Source organism: Pseudomonas sp. P4_B4 (assembly GCF_056402255.1).
Map to the genome: position 1 here is coordinate 23556 of NZ_JBFUHS010000037.1, position 18404 is coordinate 41959.

Annotated in this window: 20 protein-coding genes; 16 read left to right on the forward strand and 4 right to left on the reverse strand. The window is 62.3% G+C overall.

Going from position 1 to position 18404, the window contains the following annotated elements; all coding sequences use genetic code 11:
- Positions 1 to 35 precede the first annotated feature (35 nt).
- The 9 genes from mdcA (at position 36) to madM (ending at position 7294) form a co-directional block, all read left to right on the forward strand.
- Positions 36 to 1706, forward strand: coding sequence for a malonate decarboxylase subunit alpha (gene mdcA / locus AC1DVE_RS26695; RefSeq protein ID WP_116579621.1), 1671 nt, complete (start codon positions 36 to 38; stop codon positions 1704 to 1706).
- A complete protein-coding gene (locus AC1DVE_RS26700) occupies positions 1706 to 2581 on the forward strand; it encodes a triphosphoribosyl-dephospho-CoA synthase (RefSeq protein WP_223460544.1) in 876 nt (291 codons plus the stop codon). The genes mdcA and AC1DVE_RS26700 overlap by 1 nt, the downstream gene beginning before the upstream one ends.
- Positions 2581 to 2880 carry a malonate decarboxylase subunit delta gene (locus AC1DVE_RS26705; RefSeq protein WP_008001147.1) on the forward strand — a complete coding sequence of 100 codons (300 nt, stop codon included), beginning with the start codon at positions 2581 to 2583 and terminating at the stop codon, positions 2878 to 2880. The genes AC1DVE_RS26700 and AC1DVE_RS26705 overlap by 1 nt, the downstream gene beginning before the upstream one ends.
- A complete protein-coding gene (locus AC1DVE_RS26710) occupies positions 2873 to 3724 on the forward strand; it encodes a biotin-independent malonate decarboxylase subunit beta (RefSeq protein WP_223460542.1) in 852 nt (283 codons plus the stop codon). Before AC1DVE_RS26705 ends, AC1DVE_RS26710 begins: the two co-directional genes overlap by 8 nt.
- Complete coding sequence (mdcE, locus tag AC1DVE_RS26715; RefSeq protein WP_223460540.1) at positions 3721 to 4524, forward strand: biotin-independent malonate decarboxylase subunit gamma; 804 nt, start codon at positions 3721 to 3723, stop codon at positions 4522 to 4524. Before AC1DVE_RS26710 ends, mdcE begins: the two co-directional genes overlap by 4 nt.
- On the forward strand, positions 4518 to 5138 hold the full coding sequence (locus AC1DVE_RS26720) for a malonate decarboxylase holo-ACP synthase (protein ID WP_223460538.1): 621 nt from the start codon (positions 4518 to 4520) through the stop codon (positions 5136 to 5138). The genes mdcE and AC1DVE_RS26720 overlap by 7 nt, the downstream gene beginning before the upstream one ends.
- The gene (mdcH, locus tag AC1DVE_RS26725) at positions 5135 to 6046 is read left to right on the forward strand and encodes a malonate decarboxylase subunit epsilon (RefSeq protein ID WP_223533052.1); all 912 of its coding nucleotides are present in this window, start codon (positions 5135 to 5137) and stop codon (positions 6044 to 6046) included. The genes AC1DVE_RS26720 and mdcH overlap by 4 nt, the downstream gene beginning before the upstream one ends.
- 65 nt (positions 6047 to 6111) lie before the next feature.
- The gene (gene madL, locus AC1DVE_RS26730) at positions 6112 to 6528 is read left to right on the forward strand and encodes a malonate transporter subunit MadL (RefSeq protein WP_160386103.1); all 417 of its coding nucleotides are present in this window, start codon (positions 6112 to 6114) and stop codon (positions 6526 to 6528) included.
- Between the two features lies 1 nt (position 6529).
- On the forward strand, positions 6530 to 7294 hold the full coding sequence (gene madM / locus AC1DVE_RS26735; protein ID WP_103396750.1) for a malonate transporter subunit MadM: 765 nt from the start codon (positions 6530 to 6532) through the stop codon (positions 7292 to 7294).
- Positions 7295 to 7405: 111 nt separating this feature from the next.
- Here madM and AC1DVE_RS26740 read toward each other — a convergent pair whose 3' ends face one another.
- Positions 7406 to 8320 (reverse strand): LysR family transcriptional regulator, encoded by a 915-nt coding sequence (locus tag AC1DVE_RS26740; RefSeq protein WP_223460534.1) that lies wholly within the window; start codon positions 8318 to 8320, stop codon positions 7406 to 7408.
- A 131-nt stretch (positions 8321 to 8451) separates the two neighbouring features.
- On the opposite strand from AC1DVE_RS26740, the gene trhA reads away from it, so the two are divergent.
- Positions 8452 to 9069, forward strand: a complete 618-nt coding sequence (gene trhA, locus AC1DVE_RS26745; protein WP_223460612.1) for a PAQR family membrane homeostasis protein TrhA — start codon at positions 8452 to 8454, stop codon at positions 9067 to 9069.
- Here trhA and AC1DVE_RS26750 read toward each other — a convergent pair.
- On the reverse strand, positions 9066 to 9983 hold the full coding sequence (locus tag AC1DVE_RS26750) for a LysR family transcriptional regulator (protein WP_223460532.1): 918 nt from the start codon (positions 9981 to 9983) through the stop codon (positions 9066 to 9068). The two genes, trhA and AC1DVE_RS26750, sit on opposite strands and share 4 nt — an antisense overlap.
- Positions 9984 to 10092: 109 nt before the next feature.
- Between AC1DVE_RS26750 and AC1DVE_RS26755 the strand changes: the two genes are divergently transcribed.
- Genes AC1DVE_RS26755 through AC1DVE_RS26765 form a run of 3 tightly spaced genes read left to right on the forward strand, consistent with a single transcriptional unit; the run spans position 10093 to position 12644 of the window.
- On the forward strand, positions 10093 to 11334 hold the full coding sequence (locus AC1DVE_RS26755) for a D-amino acid dehydrogenase (protein ID WP_223460530.1): 1242 nt from the start codon (positions 10093 to 10095) through the stop codon (positions 11332 to 11334).
- A gap of 27 nt (positions 11335 to 11361) precedes the next feature.
- A complete protein-coding gene (locus AC1DVE_RS26760; protein ID WP_223460528.1) occupies positions 11362 to 11712 on the forward strand; it encodes a RidA family protein in 351 nt (116 codons plus the stop codon).
- 29 nt (positions 11713 to 11741) lie between these two features.
- The gene (locus AC1DVE_RS26765; protein WP_007975438.1) at positions 11742 to 12644 is read left to right on the forward strand and encodes a transporter substrate-binding domain-containing protein; all 903 of its coding nucleotides are present in this window, start codon (positions 11742 to 11744) and stop codon (positions 12642 to 12644) included.
- A 45-nt stretch (positions 12645 to 12689) separates the two neighbouring features.
- Here AC1DVE_RS26765 and AC1DVE_RS26770 read toward each other — a convergent pair whose 3' ends face one another.
- Positions 12690 to 13409, reverse strand: a complete 720-nt coding sequence (locus AC1DVE_RS26770; protein WP_223533051.1) for a 16S rRNA (uracil(1498)-N(3))-methyltransferase — start codon at positions 13407 to 13409, stop codon at positions 12690 to 12692.
- A gap of 105 nt (positions 13410 to 13514) precedes the next feature.
- Positions 13515 to 14921 carry an adenosylmethionine--8-amino-7-oxononanoate transaminase gene (locus AC1DVE_RS26775; protein WP_477784340.1) on the reverse strand — a complete coding sequence of 469 codons (1407 nt, stop codon included), beginning with the start codon at positions 14919 to 14921 and terminating at the stop codon, positions 13515 to 13517.
- A 223-nt stretch (positions 14922 to 15144) separates the two neighbouring features.
- Between AC1DVE_RS26775 and AC1DVE_RS26780 the strand changes: the two genes are divergently transcribed.
- The 3 genes from AC1DVE_RS26780 (at position 15145) to AC1DVE_RS26790 (ending at position 18339) form a co-directional block, all read left to right on the forward strand.
- The gene (locus tag AC1DVE_RS26780) at positions 15145 to 16896 is read left to right on the forward strand and encodes a flavin monoamine oxidase family protein (RefSeq protein WP_223460522.1); all 1752 of its coding nucleotides are present in this window, start codon (positions 15145 to 15147) and stop codon (positions 16894 to 16896) included.
- 263 nt (positions 16897 to 17159) lie between these two features.
- Positions 17160 to 17711 carry a cytochrome b gene (locus tag AC1DVE_RS26785; protein ID WP_223460520.1) on the forward strand — a complete coding sequence of 184 codons (552 nt, stop codon included), beginning with the start codon at positions 17160 to 17162 and terminating at the stop codon, positions 17709 to 17711.
- 31 nt (positions 17712 to 17742) lie between these two features.
- Entirely contained in the window at positions 17743 to 18339 is a 597-nt protein-coding gene (locus AC1DVE_RS26790) for a YceI family protein (protein ID WP_223460518.1), read from the forward strand.
- Positions 18340 to 18404 lie beyond the last annotated feature (65 nt).

Consider the following 18404-nt stretch of genomic DNA (forward strand, 5'->3'; position numbering starts at 1 on the left):
AGGTGACCCCACGACAGCGAACCCGTGGAGTGGTCATGACAACAACAATATCCCCCGACTCGCGATGGACGCGGCGGCGCAGCGAAAAGCAGCGGCGCCTCGAGCTGGTGCGAGGTCTTGCCGACGGTGTGGTGTTGCCCACCGACAACATCGTCGCGGCGCTTGAAGCGCTGATCCTGCCCGGCGACCGAGTGGTGCTCGAAGGCAACAACCAGAAGCAGGCGGATTTCCTTTCGCGCTCCCTGGCCAAGGCCGACCCCGCGAAGCTGCATGACCTGCACATGATCATGCCCAGCGTCGGACGCTCCGAGCACCTGGACCTGTTCGAACGCGGCATCGCCCGCAAACTCGACTTCTCTTTCGCCGGTACCCAAAGCCTGCGCATCAGTCAGTTGCTCGAAGACGGCCTGCTGGAAATCGGCGCGATCCACACCTACATCGAACTCTACGCACGGCTGGTGGTGGACCTGATTCCAAACGTCGTGCTTTCGGCCGGTTTCATGGCCGACCGCGCCGGCAACATCTACACCGGGCCGAGCACCGAAGACACCCCGGCACTCATCGAGCCGGCGGCTTTCAGCGACGGCATCGTCATCGTCCAGGTCAACCAGTTGGTGGACGACGTCAGCGACCTGCCACGCGTCGACATTCCCGCCTCCTGGGTCGACTTCGTGGTGGTGGCCGACAAGCCGTTCTACATCGAACCGCTGTTCACCCGCGACCCTCGGCACATCAAGCCTGTGCACGTGCTGATGGCGATGATGGCGATCCGCGGGATCTACGAAAAACACAACGTGCAGTCGCTCAACCACGGCATCGGATTCAATACCGCTGCCATCGAGCTGATCCTGCCGACCTACGGCGAGTCCCTCGGCCTCAAAGGCAAGATCTGCCGCAACTGGACCCTCAACCCGCACCCGACCCTGATCCCGGCGATTGAAAGTGGCTGGGTCGAAAGCGTGCATTGCTTCGGCACCGAGTTGGGGATGGAGAACTACATTGCGGCGCGGCCGGATGTGTTCTTTACCGGGCGCGACGGCTCCCTGCGTTCCAATCGGATGTTCAGCCAACTGGCCGGGCAATACGCCGTGGACCTGTTCATCGGCGCCACCCTGCAAGTCGATGGCGACGGTCATTCTTCCACTGTGACGCGCGGGCGCCTGGCCGGTTTCGGCGGGGCACCGAACATGGGCCACGACCCGCGCGGTCGTCGCCACGGCACTCCGGCCTGGCTCGACATGCGCAACACCGATGTGGCCGAGCCGATGCTCGAACGTGGCAAAAAGCTCGTGGTGCAGATGGTCGAGACTTTTCAGGAGGGCGGCAAACCGACCTTCGTCGAAACCCTCGATGCGGTCGACGTGGCGAAGAAAAGCGGCATGCCATTGGCGCCGATCATGGTCTACGGCGACGACGTGACCCACCTGTTGACCGAAGAAGGCATCGCCTACCTGTACAAGGCGCGCTCGCTGGAAGAGCGCCAGGCGATGATCGCCGCCGTCGCCGGGGTGACCGCCATCGGCCTGCGCCACAACCCCAAAGACACCGCGCGCATGCGCCGCGAAGGCCTGATCGCCTTGCCCGAAGACCTCGGCATCCGCCGCACCGATGCCACTCGCGAACTGCTCGCGGCGAAAAGCGTGGCCGATCTGGTGGAATGGTCCGGTGGCCTCTACAACCCGCCCGCCAAGTTCAGGAGCTGGTAATGCACGCACTTAACCTGCAACCCAAAAACCTGAGCCTGGCCGAACGGCTGGCGGACCTGGCGGTGGACGCGCTGATCGACGAGGCTGATCTGTCGCCGAAACCGGCACTGGTCGATCGTCGCGGCAATGGCGCCCACACCGATTTGCACCTGGGGCTGATGCACGCTTCAGCGCTGTCCTTGTGGCCGGCCTTTAAGGAAATGGCGGAAGCCGCCATCGAGTTCGGCGAGATCGGCTTGCCCCTGCGCGAAGCCGTGGGCTGCATCGGTCGCGAAGGTGAGCAAGCCATGCTCGACACCACCGGCGGGGTGAACACCCATCGCGGGGCGATCTGGGCCTTGGGCTTGTTGATCACTGCCGCTGCACTGGAGCCTCAATCCTGCAGCGCCAATAGCGTGGCGTTACGTGCTGCGCGGTTGGCCCTGCTCGACGACCGTTTTGCGCCACGTCCGCTCAGTCACGGTGCGCAAGTCGCCCAACGCTACGGCGCTCGCGGCGCTCGTGAAGAAGCGCAACTGGGTTTTCCGGCGGTGACCCAACGTGCACTGCCACAACTGCTGCGCAGCCGCGCCGACGGTCATGGCGAACAGAACGCCCGGCTCGATGCGCTGCTGGCGATCATGACGAATCTGGCCGACACCTGTGTGCTTTACCGCGCCGGTGAAGAAGGCCTGAACACCATGCAACTGGGCGCCCGGGCGGTGCTCGATGCGGGTGGCAGTGCCAGCCTCGGCGGACGTCGCCGCCTGCATGAGCTGGACCAACAACTCATCGCATTGAATGCCTCGCCCGGCGGCGCTGCCGACCTGCTCGCAGCCTGCCTGTTCATCGACCGTATCGCGTCTGGCGACGGCCTCATCCAGGGAGCTTTTTGATGGAAACCTTATCCTTTGAATTCCCCGCCGGGCAGCCGCCACGCGGTCGCACCCTGGTGGGTTGTGTCGGCTCTGGCGATCTGGAAGTGCTGATCGAACCGGGTCAGGCCGGCAAGCTGACGATCAACGTGCAGACCTCGGTCAATGGCAGCGAACAACGCTGGCAGCATCTGTTCGCACGGATGTTCGACGGCCAGACGCCGCCGGCGATGGCCATTGATATCCACGATTTCGGCGCGACACCCGGCGTGGTGCGCCTGCGTCTGGAGCAAGGCTTCGAGGAGATCGGCCATGACTGACAGCGCATCCCTGCTCAACAAGCACAGCTTCGTCGAACTCGGTGCGCGGCAACGGGCCAAGGCCCTGCTCGACGCCGGCACCTTCCGCGAACTGCTCGACCCCTTTCAACGGATCATGTCGCCGTGGCTGTCGCGCCAGGGCGTGGTGCCACAAGCCGACGACGGCGTGGTGATCGCCAAGGGCAATCTCGATGGTTTGCCAGTGGTGATCGCGGCCATCGAAGGTGCGTTCCAGGGCGGCAGCCTCGGTGAGGTCGGCGGAGCAAAAATTGCCGGTGCACTGGAACTGGCCGCTGAGGACAATCGCAACGGCATCCCGACCCGCGCCGTGCTGCTGCTGGAAACCGGCGGCGTACGCTTGCAGGAAGCCAACCTCGGCCTGGCGGCAATTGCCGACATCCACGCGGCGATTGTCGATTTGCAGCAGTACCAACCCGTGGTCGGGGTGGTGGCGGGCAGCGTCGGTTGCTTTGGCGGCATGTCGATTGCCGCGGGGTTGTGCAGCTATCTGTTGGTGACCCAGGAGGCGCGACTAGGCCTGAACGGCCCGCAGGTGATCGAGCAGGAAGCCGGACTCGAGGAATACGACTCCCGCGACCGGCCCTTCATCTGGAGCCTGACCGGTGGCGAGCAGCGCTTCGCCAGTGGTCTGGTGGACCGTTATGTCGATGACGATGTGGCGCAGATCCGCCAACAGGTGGGTGAATTGCTCAAGCTAGGTTTGCCGGCGCAACCACGTAGCCAACAGGCCGAGCTGTTCCTGCAACGGTTGGCGCGTCTGGACGCCGAACCGCAAATCGAGCCGTCTGTGGTTCGCGATCTGTACCAAGGAGAACGCCCATGAGTTCGTATTCCCTGCGAGGCTTGAACTGGTTCAACGCCTTGAGTGCCGGGGCGAAAGCGGTCGAAGGTTTGCCGGCTTCGCTGAAGGTCGCGGACGGTTCGCTGGGCGATCAGCCTGTGCGCTTCATCGCGGTGGTGGCCGACCCGGAAAACCGCTTCGTCCGTGCCCGCAACGGCGAGGTGGGTTTGCTCGAAGGCTGGGGCCTGGCCAAGGCCGTGGATGAAGTCATCGCCGCCGATCAGAACAAGGCGCGCAAACGCGCCCTGATCGCCATCGTCGACGTGCCGAGCCAGGCTTACGGTCGACGCGAAGAAGCCCTCGGCATTCATCTGGCGCTGGCCGCTGCGGCGGACAGTTATGCCCGTGCCCGTCTGGCCGGTCATGCGGTGATCGGCTTGCTGGTGGGCAAGGCAATGTCCGGGGCGTTTCTGGCCCACGGCTATCAGGCCAACCGCTTGATCGCCCTGCGCGATCCGGGGGTGATGGTGCACGCCATGGGCAAGGTGTCGGCGGCGCGGGTGACCTTGCGCAGCGTCGAAGAGCTCGAAGCCCTGGCTGCCAGCGTGCCACCGATGGCCTATGACATCGACAGCTATGCCAGCCTCGGGCTGCTGTGGGAAACCTTGTCGGTGGAGCAGATCGAGCAGCCGACTGCGGCGGATCTGGCGCGGGTGACCGAGTGCCTGCATCAGGCGATTGGCGATGTGGCCGCCGCTGGCCGTGATCTGAGCGGTCGCCTGGGGGCGGCCAATCGGGCGGCGTCGAGCAAGGTTCGCCAATTGCTGAGAGCGCAGTGGTGAGCACGCTATTGGCACACGACCTGCTGTGGGGCATGACCCCGCAGCAGTTGCCTGCGGATGCGCCTGCCTGGGTGATCGCGTCGATCAGTGCCGGCCAGCCGGTGGTGGTCCGTCGCGCCTTGAGCGCGGCGGGGCAGGTGGCGGTGGGCGTGCGCGGGCTGCTGCGCGAACAGCGATATGCGGCGGTGATGGAAGTCACCGCCATCACGCGGCGGGTGCGGCCGGAAGAGCTGTGCCATGTTCAAGGCCTGCGCGATTTCCCGGCGCTGCGCGCCTTGGCGCAACTGCGCTCGCACCTCGATGACAGTGGTTGGGTCTGGGGTGTCAGCGGCAGCGCCGGGTTCGAGTTGGCCTGTGGGTTTGCCGCTTTGCACGAGGGCAGCGACCTCGATCTGATCCTGCGTACGCCACGTCCGTTGAGTCGTGCCGACGCCCAGGCGTTGGTGGCCGTTCTTGATGCCGCCGTGTGCCGCGTGGACCTGCAATTGCAGACACCGTCGGGCGCTGTTGCCTTGCGCGAATGGGCCGGTACTTCGTCGCGGGTCCTGCTGAAAAATGCCATTCAAGCCACTCTGGTTACCGACCCGTGGAATTTGCAGGAGCAAGCCGCGTGAGCCGCTTGCTGGTGTTCCCCGGCCAGGGCGCGCAACAACCCGGGATGCTGGCGCGTTTACCTCGGGAAACATTGAACGAGGCGAGCGACCTGCTCGGTGAAGATGTGACGCAGCTGGATTCTGCGGAGGCGTTGCAGTCGACGAGGGCGGTTCAGCTTTGCCTGCTGATCGCCGGTGTCGCCGCTTCACGCCAGCTGGGCATGACCCCAGACTACGTGGCCGGCTTGTCGATCGGTGCTTACCCGGCAGCAGTGGTGGCTGGCGCCTTGGATTTCAGCGATGCGTTGCATCTGGTCAGCCTGCGCGGTGAATTGATGCAGCAGGCTTATCCACAAGGCTACGGCATGACTGCGATCATCGGTCTGGACCTGGCCACGGTGGAAGGATTACTGGCCCGGGTGCACAGCGCGCAAATGCCGGCTTATCTGGCCAATATCAACGCCGATAACCAGGTGGTGATTGCCGGTAGCGACGCGGCGATGAAAGCGGTGGCCGAGTTGGCGAAAGGTTGCGGGGCTGGCTTGGCCAAGCGTCTGGCAGTGAGCGTGCCGTCCCACTGCCCATTGCTTGAGGTGCCTGCACAACGGTTGGCCGAAGCCTTCGCCAAGGTGCCGCTGCAAACCCCGAAGATCGGTTACCTGAGCGGCAGTCGCGCGCGTCCGCTGATCAAGCCTGAAGCCTTGCGTGACGACCTGGCCTTCAACATGTGCCGCATCGTCGATTGGCGCGGCACGGTACAAAGCGCCTACGAGCGCGGCGTGCGTCTACAGATCGAACTGCCGCCCGGTGCGGTGCTGACCGGGCTGGCGCGCCGGGTGTTCGAGCAGGGCACCGTGATTGCCTTCGACGGTGCCCGGCTCGATACCTTGCAGGCGCTGATGCGTGAGGAGGGAAGCCGTCACTCTTAGATCATCCGACTTTAGGCTTCGAACAACAAAAACAACATTCGAAATGCACTTTGAGGACTACAACAATGATTATTTACGGTGTGGCGCTGTTGGCGATCTGTACGCTGGCAGGGGTGATCATGGGTGACATGCTCGGTGTGTTGCTGGGAGTGAAGTCAAACGTCGGCGGCGTCGGGATCGCGATGATCCTGCTGATCTGCGCACGGTTGTGGATGCACAAGCGTGGCGGCATGACCAAGGATTGCGAGCTGGGCGTCGGCTTCTGGGGCGCGATGTACATTCCGGTGGTGGTGGCGATGGCCGCGCAACAAAACGTAGTCACGGCGCTGCACGGTGGCCCGGTGGCGGTGTTGGCGGCGATCGGTTCGGTGGTGATCTGCGGCTGCACCATTGCCCTGATCAGCCGGACCCACAAAGGCGAACCCTTGCCCGATGAACCGGTGGATGTAACGCCGGTTGGCGCACCGGCAGGAGGTCGCTGATATGTGGGATCTCATCAAGAACGGTCTGGAGCACAACGGTCTGGTCACCGCATTCGCCTTCGTCGGCGTGATCATGTGGGTGTCAGTGGTGATCTCCAAACGCCTGACCTTCGGGCGTATCCACGGCTCGGCGATTGCCATCGTCATCGGCCTGGTACTGGCCTGGGTCGGCGGCACGATGACCGGCGGGCAAAAAGGCCTAGCGGATTTGACGCTGTTTTCCGGCATTGGGCTGATGGGCGGCGCCATGCTGCGGGACTTCGCCATCGTCGCCACGGCATTTGAGGTGCAGGCCACGGAAGCGAAAAAGGCCGGCTTGATCGGTGTGATCGCGCTGTTGTTGGGCACGGTGCTGCCGTTTATTGTCGGCGCGTGTATGGCTTGGGCATTCGGCTACCGCGATGCGGTGAGCATGACCACCATTGGCGCCGGTGCGGTGACTTACATCGTCGGGCCAGTGACCGGCGCGGCTATTGGCGCCAGTTCCGATGTGGTGGCGCTGTCGATTGCCACCGGCCTGATCAAGGCGATTCTGGTGATGGTCGGCACGCCGATGGCGGCGCGCTGGATGGGCCTGGATAACCCGCGCTCGGCGATGGTGTTCGGTGGGCTGGCCGGGACGGTCAGTGGCGTGACCGCCGGTTTGGCGGCAACGGATCGGCGCCTGGTGCCTTATGGCGCGTTGACTGCGACCTTCCACACCGGGCTTGGCTGCTTGCTCGGGCCTTCGCTGTTGTTCTTCATTGTTCGCGGGATTGTCGGCTAGGTTCAGGGGCTGAGTTGTCGGGTCTGACGCTTTCGCGAGCAAGCCCGCTCCCACATTTGGAATGCGGTCGAATGTGGGAGCGGGCTTGCTCGCGAAGGGCGCGACTCGATTTCAAGCCTGCCGATTGGCATACATCCGACACTCCGCCAGCAACGCCAGCAGATTCGGATCACGCTCCTTGGCTTTCAGGAACACCACGCCAATGTGCTGCTGCAGCCGGTACTTTTCCTGTAACGGGATCAGCTTCACCCGGTTCTCGTACACCGCCGCAATCCGCCCCGGCAGCAACGCATAACCCACGCCCGAGCTGACCATGCTCAGCAGGGTGAAGATGTCGTTGACCTGCATCGCTACCTTCGGTTCGAACCCTGCCTGCTCGAATACCCGCTTGCCGTCCTGATGAGTAGCGAAGCCCTGGGTCAGGGTGATGAAGGTTTCGTCGCGAACCTCGGCCAGGTCGACTTCGGTGCGCTGGGCAAACTTCGAGTCGGCGGGTGTGGCGAGGAAGATGTCGTCGGAAAACAGCGGGATCTGCTCGCAATCCGGATCGTTGACGCTCTCGTCCAGCGACACCAGGGCCGCATCGACTTCCATGTTCTTGAGCTTGTAGAGCAGATCGATATTGGAGCCCAGAATCAGGTCGATGTTGAGCTCGCTGCGGCGGATCTTCAAACCCATGATCAGTTGCGGCACGGTCTTCACCGTCAGTGAATACAGCGAGCCCAGTTTGAAACGTTCGGCCGAGAACCCGGCGGCTTCGCGGGTCAGGCGCACACTTTCGACCACGTCCTGAATCAGCTTCTGCGCCCGCTCCTCCAGCACATAAGCGCTTTCCAGCGGCGTCAGGCTGCGGCCTTCGTGCTTGAACAAGGGGCAGCGCAGGGCGCTTTCCAGGGAATGGATTGCCCGATGCACGCTGACGTTGCTGGTCTGCAACTCGGCAGCGGCCCGCGCCAGGTTGCCGGTGCGCATGAAGGCCAGGAACACCTCGAGTTTTTTCAGGGTCAACTCTTCATCGATCAGCATGGGGCGGACTCTTTTTGGAATGACTCGATTGTGCCCAATTACACCGGGCCCGTCGTACAGAAACATTGCGCTTTTACGCTCCAAGCCTGAGCCTTGCGCTCTGCGGCAATGAAATGCGAGGTAAGCAACGCATGTATCACGGGGAAAAACTGAACGCCTGGACGCATCTGGTCGGGGCTGTGGCGGCGTTTATCGGCGGGGTGTGGCTGATTGTGCTGGCCAGTCTCGACGGCAGCCCGTGGAAGATTGTCAGCATGGCGATCTACGCCTTTACCTTGCTGGTGCTCTACAGCGCATCGACCGTGTACCACAGCGTGCGCGGGCGCAAGAAAGCGATCATGCAGAAGGTCGATCACTTTTCGATCTATCTGTTGATCGCCGGCAGCTACACGCCGTTTTGCCTGGTGACCCTGCGCGGGCCGTGGGGCTGGACGTTGTTCGGGATTGTCTGGGGGCTGGCGCTGATCGGCATCCTGCAAGAGATCAAGCCGCGTTCGGAAGCGCGGATTCTGTCGATCGTGATTTATGCGGTGATGGGCTGGATCGTGCTGGTGGCGGTCAAGCCACTGCTCGCGGCGCTGGGTGGCGTCGGGTTTGCGTGGCTGGCATCGGGCGGGGTGCTGTACACCGTCGGGATTATCTTTTTTGCCCTCGATCATCGACTGCGCCATGCCCACGGGATCTGGCATCTGTTCGTGATCGCCGGGAGTTTGCTGCACTTTGTGGCGATTTTCTTTTATGTCCTTTAAGGCTGTACCGGGACCAGGCGATCCAGCTGCTCCCGGGCTCGACGGCTGAATACCTGCAACAGGTCGTTCAAGGTGTGGGGCGGTGGTTCGTCGGCGCGGGTCACTGCGTACAGGGTGATGGGTAGCGGCGGTGCCAGAGGGCGGATCGTTGTGGTGGCGGGAGAGGCGCCAAGGGCGGTGAACGGATCGATCACCGCCAGGCCCGCGCCAGATTCCACCATCGCCCGTGCCAGTGAGTAGGTTTGCACGGCGATGCGTACCCGGGGCGGCGGTTCGACCGCTTCCAGGTAACTGTCGAGCCGCGCGGCCAGTGGATCGGCGCTGGATAAACCGATCAGCGGCGCATCCGCCAGCGCCATCAGCGGCAACGGTTTACCCACCTCTTCCTGAGGCCAGTAACCACTCGGCGCCAGCGCCACCAGCACGCCGGACGCCAGCGCCTGGGCCTTGAGCCCCGGGTGATCGGGGCGTTGCAGGGTCAGGGCGACATCCACTTCGCGCATCAACAGGTTCTGCACCAGTTCGCGACTGTGGGCGCTGGAGAGTTCGCAAACGATGTCCGGGTAACGCCCGGTCCATTCGTGAATGGCCGGCGGCAGCAATGACAGGGCCAGCGCCGGGGTGGCACCGATGCGCAGGCTGTGGCCAGGCTCGCGGCGCAGGCTCTGCGCCAGGCGTCGCACGCCCTGCAGGCTTTCGCTGACCTTGTCCACTTCGCGCTCCAGCTCCAGCGCTTCCGGCGTCGCCTGCAATTTGCCGCGTACCCGCAGGAACAGCGGAAAACCCAATTGCTGCTCGGCGTGCTGCAACACCTTGCTCACCGCCGGCTGCGAGACGTGCAGCAATTGCGCGGCAGCGCTGATCGATCCGGTCTGGCGGATGGCCTGGAAAATCTCGATATGGCGAAGGCGCATGGCAAGTCCATAACCTTTGTTTATGGGTTTGCCATCTTTATGCATTGTTCAACGTCTGTCACCTGGCTCTAACCTTGGCCTCGTCTTCACAACGGTTTTAAGGACGGACATGGCTCAGCGTGTGTGCATCATCGGTGGCGGCGTGATTGGCCTGGCAACGGCCTATGCGCTGGTGCGCGACGGCTTCGAGGTGACGGTGGTCGAGGCACGGGACTCGCTGGGCAGCGAAACCAGCTTCGCCAACGGCGGCCAGTTGTCCTATCGCTATGTCGCGCCCCTGGCCGACGCCGGAGTGCCTTTGCAAGCCATCGGCTGGATGCTGCGCGGCGACTCACCGTTGAAGCTGCGCCCGCGCTTCGACCCGGCCCAGTGGCGCTGGATGGCGTCGTTCCTCGGCGCCTGCCGCCGTTCGGTCAACCGTGAAAACGCCGCGCATTTGCTGCGCTTGGCGCTGTTCAGCCAGGACACTTTGAAGTCCTGGCGCGAGGACGATGGACTGGCGGGATTCCAGTGGCGGCGCAATGGCAAACTGGTGACTTTTCGCCGGAACAGCAGCTTCGAGCATGCGCGCCAGGGCCTGGCCGACCCGCAGCAACAGCAGGTGTTGTCGCCGGCCGAATGCGCGCAACTGGAACCGGCGCTGATCGATGCGCCCTTTGTCGGGGCGATCTACACCCCGGACGAAGAGGTCGGCGATTGCCACGGTTTCTGCCAGCAACTGGCCGCCCGGCTGCAAGCGTCCGGCCGTTGCGAGTTTCGTCTCGGGCAAGCGGTGACCGGCATTCGCCACAGCAACGGCAGCGTCAATGCCATCGAACTGGGCGAACACGTGCTACCGGTCGAACAACTGGTGATCGCCGCCGGTCACCGCAGTCCGCTGTTGGCGCTTCCCGGGCTGCAACTGCCGCTTTATCCGCTCAAGGGCTACAGCCTGACCGTGCCAATCGTCGCCGGTCACCGGGCGCCAGATGTGAGCATCACCGACTACGACCGCAAGATCGTCTATGCCCGCATCGGCAAGCAATTGCGAGTGGCGGCGATGGTCGACATCGTCGGCTTCGACCCTGCGCTGGACCCCAAGCGCCTGGCGCTGATCAAGCGTCATGCCCATGACACCTTTCCAAATGCCGGCGCCTATGACGAAGCTGTCGAGTGGGCCGGCATGCGCCCGGCCACCCCCAGCGGCGTGCCGTTACTGGGCGCGACGGCGTATCGCAACCTGTGGCTCAACCTCGGCCACGGCGCGCTGGGTTTCACCCTGGCATGCGGCAGCGGGCGCTTGCTCAGCGAGCTGATCGGCGAGCACCGGCCTTCCATCGACCTGCGCGGTTTCAACCACCGGGCCGCCTGAACACCGATTTCTGAAGAGGAGACCGCAATGACCATTACCCGACTGCACAGCAACCCGCGCCTGTCTGGCGCCGTGACCTTTGGTGACCTGGTGTTTCTCTCCGGGCAGGTGCCGGGCGATGCCCTGGATGCCAGCGGCCAGACCCGCGAAGTGCTGGCGAAAATCGATACCTTGCTGGCCGAGGCGGGCAGCGACAAGGATCATCTGCTCTGCGTGACCATTTACCTGAAGAACATCACCGAGGATTTCGCCGCGATGAACGAGGTCTGGTCGGCCTGGCTATCGCCGGGGCAGGCACCGAGCCGCACCACCGTGCAGGCCGAACTGGCCCGTCCGCAGGTGCTGGTGGAAATCACCGTCATCGCTGCACGCGTCTGATAAACCAACACCCACAACGGAGAATAACAATGCAAAAAATCACGTTGCTCGCTTGTACGCTTGGCCTGTTGCTCGGCAGTCAGGTTCAGGCCAATGAAGCGCCGCTGACCGGCACCCTGAGCAAGATCGCCAGCGCCAACAGCATCACCCTGGGCTATCGCGATGCTTCGGTGCCGTTCTCCTACGTGGGTGATCACAGCGGCAAGCCGATGGGTTACTCGGTGGATCTGGCGGGCAAGATCGTCGAGCGCATCCAGCAGCAACTGGCGCTGCCGGACTTGAAGGTGAAGTACAACCTGGTGACCTCGCAGACCCGCATTCCACTGGTGCAGAACGGCACCGTGGACCTGGAGTGCGGCTCCACCGGCGTGACCGCCGAACGGCAGAAGCAGGTGGCGTTCTCTTATGGCTTCATCTACGTCAAAGGCCAGTTGCTGACCGCGAAGGACAGCGGGATCAAGAGCTTCGCCGACCTGCGCGGCAAGAACGTGGTGACCACCGCCGGCACCACCAACGAGCGCTTCCTGAAAAGCTACAACGTCGATCACAAGATCGACATGTTCGTGATCAGCGCCAAGGACCACGGCGAAGCCTTCCAGATGCTGCAATCGGGCCGGGCGGTGGCGTTCTACATGGACGACGCGCTGCTCTACGGCGAGCGCGCCAAGGCCAATGACCCGCACAAGTGGGTGGTGGTCGGGGAGGAGCAATCGCGGGAGATCTACAGCTGCATGGTGCGCAAGGACGATCCGCAGTTCCTGGCGCTGGTCAACGGCGCGTTGGCGGATCTGTACAGCTCGGGCGAGATCAATGGCATCTACAAGCGCTGGTTCGAGCAGCCGATCCCGCCGAAGGGTTTGAACCTTGAGTTCCCGATGACCAGCGAACTCAAGGCGATCATTGCCAAACCGGTGAGTGATCCGGTGCAGTAGCGCCAGACTTGGGTGCTGCCATCGCGAGCAGGCTCGCGATGGGGCCTAGAAATCACCCCAGAGTTGCTGGGCCACCGCCAGTGCAACAACCGGCGCGGTTTCGGTGCGCAGCACCCGTGGACCGAGGCGGGCGGCATGAAAGCCGCTGGCCTTGGCCTGATCGACTTCGGCGTCGGACAAACCACCCTCCGGACCGATCAGGAATGCCAGACTTGAAGGTTTGGCGTGGCTCACCAACGGTTCGGCCACCGGGTGCAGTACCAGTTTCAACTCGGCTTGTGTTTGCTTCAGCCAGTCGGCCAACAGCATTGGCGGATGAATCACCGGCACTCGCGAGCGCCCGCACTGTTCGCATGCGCTGATCGCCACCTGGCGCCAGTGCAGCAGGCGTTTATCGGCGCGCTCGTCCTTGAGCCGGACTTCGCAGCGCTCGGTGAAGATCGGGGTGATTTCAGTGACGCCCAGTTCCGTGGCTTTCTGAATTGCCCAGTCCATGCGCTCGCCTCGGGACAGGCCCTGGCCGAGATGGATTTGCAGCGGCGACTCGACCTGCCCGGCGAAGCTTTCATCGATCAGCACCACCACGCGTTTTTTGCCGACTTCGACCAGCCTGGCGCGAAACTCCTGGCCCGAACCGTCGAACAACTGCAACGCATCGCCCTCGGCCATGCGCAGCACGCGGCTGATGTAATGGGCCTGGGCTTCGGGCAACTCGTGCTCGCCGATGCTCAGGGGGGCGTCGATAAAGAAGCGGGACAGTCTCATGCTGGGTCTCTAAAAATTGGATCGGAATCGCATTTGTGGCTGACGGGCTTTTGTGGCGGTGCGGCGGTCCGACAAGCCCCCTCGCCACAGGGTAATCAGTGACTGTCAGCCCGGATCACGGAACCCCGGGTGGAAGTCCTTCGGCACTGCCACGCTGACGCTGTCACGGGTTGCAATGTCGATCCCTTCGCTGGCGACTTCGGCAAGGAAATCGATCTGTTCCGGGGTAATCACATACGGCGGCAGGAAATACACCACGCTACCCAATGGACGCAGTAAAGCACCGCGCTCCAGGGCGTGCTGGAACACCTTCAGACCACGACGTTCCTGCCATGGATAAGCTTCCTTGCTGGCCTTGTCCTTGACCATCTCGATGGCCAGTACCATGCCGGTCTGGCGCACTTCGGACACGTTCGGGTGGTCGACCAGATGCGCGGTGGAAGAAGCCATGCGCTGCGCCAGGGCCTTGTTGTTCTCGATGACGTTGTCTTCTTCGAAAATATCCAGGGTCGCCAGGGCCGCCGCGCACGCCAACGGGTTGCCGGTGTAGCTGTGGGAGTGCAGGAAGGCGCGCAGGGTCGGGTAGTCGTCGTAGAACGCGCTGTAGACGTCGTCTGTGGTCATGCACGCCGCCAGCGGCAGATAGCCGCCGGTCAGGGCCTTGGACAGGCACAGGAAATCAGGGCGGATGCCGGCCTGTTCACAGGCGAACATTGTCCCGGTGCGGCCGAAGCCGACGGCGATTTCGTCGTGGATCAGGTGCACGCCGTAGCGGTCGCAGGCTTCTCGCAGCAGCTTGAGGTACACCGGGTGGTACATGCGCATGCCACCGGCGCCCTGGATCAGCGGCTCGACGATCACCGCCGCGACCGTGTCGTGGTTTTCGGCCAGGGTCTRCTCCATGGCCGCGAACATGTTGCGCGAGTGCTCTTCCCAGCTCATGCCTTCGGGGCGCAGGTAGCAGTCCGGGCTCGGCACCTTGATGGTGTCCATCAACAGCGCTTTGTAGGTCTCGGTGAACAGCGGCACGTCACCCACCGACATCGCCGCCATGGTTTCGCCGTGGTAGCTGTTGGTCAGGGTGACGAAGCGCTTCTTGTTCGGCTGACCGCGATTGAGCCAGTAGTGAAAGCTCATTTTCAGCGCGACTTCGATGCAGGACGAGCCATTATCGGCGTAGAAGCACCGGGTCAGGCCTTCCGGCGTCATCATCACCAGGCGCTCGGACAACTCGATCACCGGTTGATGACTGAAGCCGGCAAGGATCACATGTTCGAGCTGGTCGACCTGGTCCTTGATGCGCTGGTTGATCCGCGGGTTGGCGTGGCCGAACACATTGACCCACCAGGAGCTGACCGCATCGAGGTAGCGCTTGCCTTCGAAGTCTTCCAGCCACACGCCTTCCCCGCGCTTGATCGGGATCAGCGGCAGTTGTTCGTGATCTTTCATCTGGGTGCAGGGATGCCACAACACGGCGAGATCGCGTTGCATCCACTGATTATTCAGGCCCATTTTCACTCTCCTGGAGGCGGTCCGTGACCGGCGCGGACAAACAATCGCGCAAGCCTATGCAATGCGTGCCGTGGGGACAACCCATTGTGTCGAATGAGCTACTTTGTACAGGCCGATAGACGTTGCTGGCGGGCGTCTGAAGGCTGACGTATCCTTCGCGGTTCTTGAGCCGTCTGGCTCGCAAAAACTGCTGTTTTCCTCGTGTGATTCCGGAGTTCGCTGAATGTCTGTCGGTTGGCTGCGCGCCTGTGCGCTGGTGATGTTGGGGCTGTTCAGCGTGTCTGCGCTGGCCAAGGATAAAACCGCGATCGTGATCGGCGGCGGCCTGTCGGGCCTGACTGCTGCGTATGAGCTGCAGAACAAGGGCTGGCAGGTCACCCTGCTGGAAGCCAAGTCAAGCCTGGGCGGCCGTTCCGGCATGGCCACCAGCGAGTGGATCGGCAACGACAAGGTCCAACCGGTGCTGAACAAGTACGTATCGAACTTCAAGCTGAGCACCACGCCAGCCCCTGAATTCGTGCGGACCCCAGGCTACCTGATCGATGGCGAGTATTTCTCTGCCGCCGATCTGGCGACCAAGCAGCCGGCCACCGCCGAGGCGCTCAAGCGCTTCGACAAGACCGTGGACGATCTGGCGCGCTCGATCGACGACCCGCAGAACCCGGCCGCCAACAACACGCTGCATGCGCTGGACCAGATGAACGTGTCGAGCTGGCTCGACAAGCAGAACCTGCCGGCCACCGCTCGCCAGTTGATCAACCAGCAGATCCGTACCCGCTACGACGAACCTTCGCGCTTGTCGCTGCTGTACTTCGCGCAGCAGAGCCGCGTTTACCGCGGCGTCTCCGATCGTGACCTGCGTGCTTCGCGCCTGGTCGGTGGCAGCCCGGTGCTGGCCCAGGCCCTGGTCAAACAGCTGAAAACCATCAAGACCAATTCCCGGGTCTCGTCGATCATTCAGGACAAGGATGGCGTGACCGTCAAAGTCGACAGCGTCAGCTATCAAGCTGACTACGTGGTGCTGGCCGTGCCACTGCGCGCCCTGAACAAGATCCAGATGTCCCCGGCGCTGGACGCCCAGCACCTGGCAGCGATCAAGGGCACCAACTACGGCTGGCGCGACCAGATCATGCTGAAGTTCAAGACGCCGGTATGGGAGCCCAAGGCGCGCATGTCCGGTGAGATCTTCAGCAACACCGGCCTGGGCATGTTGTGGATCGAGCCTGCCCTGAAGGGTGGTGCCAACGTGGTGATCAACCTGTCCGGCGACAACGCGCGGGTGATGCAGGCATTTGGCGACAAGCAGATGGTCGATCAGGTCTTGATCCGTCTGCACACGTTCTATCCACAGGCGCGTGGCTCGTTCACCGGTTATGAAATCCGTCGCTACAGCACCGACCCGTCGACTGGCGGCGCCTACCTGGCCTTCGGTCCGGGCCAGATCAGCAAGTTCTGGCGCCTGTGGGAACGCCCGATTCAGCGCGTAACCTTCGCTGGCGAACACACCGATACCCTGTATCCCGGCACCCTGGAAGGCGCGCTGCGTACCGGTCAACGTGCAGCCAGTCAGGTTGAAGACCTGGCGGCGGGCAAGTCGTTCGAACCGGCGAAAGTGGGTCCGGCCGCCGCAGCGGTGGGCGCTGGTGCGGTGGTGGCGAAGAAAGGCAATTTCTTCAGCAACCTGTTCGGCGGCTCGGATGACGAGAAGAAGCCAGAGCCAGTCAAGGCACCTGAGCCGGTAGCACCTGCTCCTGTGCCAGCACCCGCCCCGGCCGTTGCACCGGCTCCGGTCGAAGCACCGAAGCCAGCAACCCCGGCAAAAGCCGAGCCGGCCAAGAAGGCTCCGGCGAAACCAGCTGCCAAGACCGAGGCGAAAAAAGCCCCGGCCAAGGCACCGGTGAAGAAAGCCGAACCGGTGAAGAAGCCGGCAGTCAAACCTGCGGCAACCCTGGCAACGGATACCAAGGCGCAGTAAGCCCTGGGAGCAAAAAAACGCGGCGTAAATGCCGCGTTTTTTTATGCCTGAAAAAAGCCGGGAGCAAAAATCGAATAAAACATTTGATACAGGTGTTCTTCGGTTTGTATTCACTTTTCCTGACACTTTCGACTTTAATCTTTCCTTAATTCGCCTGTTTCAGACTCTTGACCGTATTTCTCGATATTTCAAAGTAAAACTTTCCGCTTTAATTCGACAGATAACTCGATAGTCTTGGGCCAGCACTTACAGGGATCTAGGCAATGCAGCTACGTAACTCTACCTCCCGCTACGGCTGGGTCAGCATCTTCATGCACTGGGGCGTGGCACTGGCCGTGTTCGGTTTGTTCGCCCTTGGGCTATGGATGGTTGGCCTCGACTATTACGACCCATGGCGCAAGGAAGGGCCGGATCTGCACAAGAGCATCGGTTTGATCCTGCTGGGGGTCATGGTATTGCGCGTGTTGTGGCGTTTCATCAGCCCGCCGCCGCCAACCCTGGCCAGCTACAGCCGCATGACGCGTCTGGGTGCCATGTTCGGCCATGCCTTTCTGTATCTCTGTCTGTTCGCTGTGATGATTGCCGGTTACCTGATTTCCACCGCAGAAGGTGCCGGGATTCCGGTGTTTGACTGGTTCGAAGTGCCTGCCCTGATTTCCGGACTACCGGACCAGGCAGATAACGCCGGTGCGATTCACCTCTACCTGGCGTGGGTGCTGGTAATTTTTTCCGTACTCCATGCGTTGGCAGCATTGAAGCACCACTTTATCGACCGTGATGTGACCCTCAAGCGAATGCTGGGTCGCAAAGCCTGAAGTTCAACCTCGACTCCCAAGGAAAAAAAGCATGTTGAAAAAGACTCTCGCCGCTCTGGCAATCGGTTCTGCTCTGCTGTCCGCCAACGTGATGGCGGCTGACTACACCGTCGACAAACAAGGCCAGCACGCCTTCGTCAACTTCAAGATCAGCCACCTGGGCTACAGCTTCATCACCGGTACCTTCAAGGACATCGACGGCAAGTTCAGCTTCGACGCTGCCAAGCCTGAAGACAGCAAGATCGAGTTCAACGTGAACACCGCCAGCGTTTTCACCAACAATGCTGAGCGCGACAAGCACATATCCGGCGATGATGATCTCCTGAACTCGAGCAAATTTGCCAAAGCCACCTTCGTTTCCACCAGCGTCACACCAACGGGTAAAAATGCTGCTGGCAAAGACACTGCTGACGTAGCCGGTGATCTGACCATGGCAGGCGTGACCAAGCCGATCGTGGTCAAGGCCACTTTCCTGGGAGAAGGCAAGGATCCATGGGGCGGCTACCGTGCCGGTTTCGAAGGTACTACCAACCTGAAGCGTTCCGATTTCGGCAAGCAAAAAAACCTGGGTCCAGCGTCCGATGCGGTCGAGCTGTACGTGACGTTTGAAGGTGTGAAAGCGAAGTAATTTTCGCGCCTGACACAAAAAAACGCCCCTGATCTTGCGGTCAGGGGCGTTTTTTATTGCGGCGA